At 62.7% G+C, this 1,207-nt stretch carries 1 protein-coding gene; it reads left to right on the top strand.

Annotated elements, in window-relative coordinates:
- Window positions 1-1,207: glyceraldehyde-3-phosphate dehydrogenase (locus ACXRVY_RS30170; RefSeq protein ID WP_458239095.1), on the top strand; the 1,207-nt coding region annotated here is incomplete at both ends.

Genomic DNA, 1,207 nt, shown 5'->3' with positions numbered 1-1,207 from the left:
AGCTCACCGCTTTGCTCGTCACCGTCAGTCCGACGAAAGCGAGCTGTCCGTCCACGAAACATTCCCGCTGATCAAGGCGATGAGCGAGCTCAAGCTCGGCGCCGCTTCGGTGGACCTGGGCAAGCTGGCGGCCAAATTCAAGGCCGAAGGCAATGGCCGTACTGCCGAGCAGTTCGTCCGTGAAGAACTGGCTGACGTGGTTGGCCAGCAGAACGCTTCGGCCCGCAAAGGCACCGACGTTGTCCTCTACGGCTTCGGTCGTATCGGCCGTCTGCTGGCGCGCATCCTGATCGAGAAAACCGGTGGTGGCGACGGCCTGCGCCTGCGCGCCATCGTTGTCCGCAAGGGCGCCGAGAACGACCTGGTCAAGCGCGCCAGCCTGCTGCGCCGCGACTCGGTCCATGGCCCGTTCGATGGCACCATCACCATCGATGAAGCCAACAACACCATCACCGCCAACGGCAACCTGATCCAGGTTATCTACGCCAAGAGCCCGGCCGAAGTCGACTACACCCAGTACGGCATCGAAAACGCTCTTATCGTCGACAACACCGGTGTATGGCGTGACGCCGACGGTCTGGGCCAGCACCTGGCCTGCCCGGGCGCTGCCCGCGTGATCCTCACCGCACCTGGCAAGGGCGCGCTGAAGAACATCGTGCACGGCATCAACCATGGCGACATCACCCCTGACGACAAGATCATCTCGGCGGCGTCCTGCACCACCAACGCCATCGTGCCGGTGCTCAAGGCAGTCAACGACAAGTACGGCATCGTCAACGGCCACGTCGAAACCGTTCACTCGTTCACCAACGACCAGAACCTGATCGACAACTTCCACAAGGGCAGCCGTCGTGGCCGCGCCGCGCCGCTGAACATGGTCATCACCGAGACCGGTGCCGCCACCGCAGCCGCCAAGGCGCTGCCAGTGCTCAAGGGCAAGCTGACCGGCAACGCGATTCGCGTGCCTACGCCGAACGTGTCGATGGCTATCCTGAACCTGAACCTGGAAAAGGCCACCACTCGCGAAGAGATCAACGAGTACCTGCGCCAGATGGCCATGCACTCGGACCTGCACAAGCAGATCGACTACGTGAGCTCCCAGGAAGTGGTTTCCACCGACTTCGTCGGCTCGCGCCACGCAGGCGTAGTGGACGCGGAAGCGACCATCACCCAGGATAACCGCGTTGTTCTGTACGTCTGGTACGAC

Source organism: Pseudomonas sp. P5_A2_2 (genome assembly GCF_054177685.1).
The sequence above is the reverse complement of the archived record's forward strand: the minus strand, read 5'-3'. Positions and strand labels throughout refer to the sequence as shown.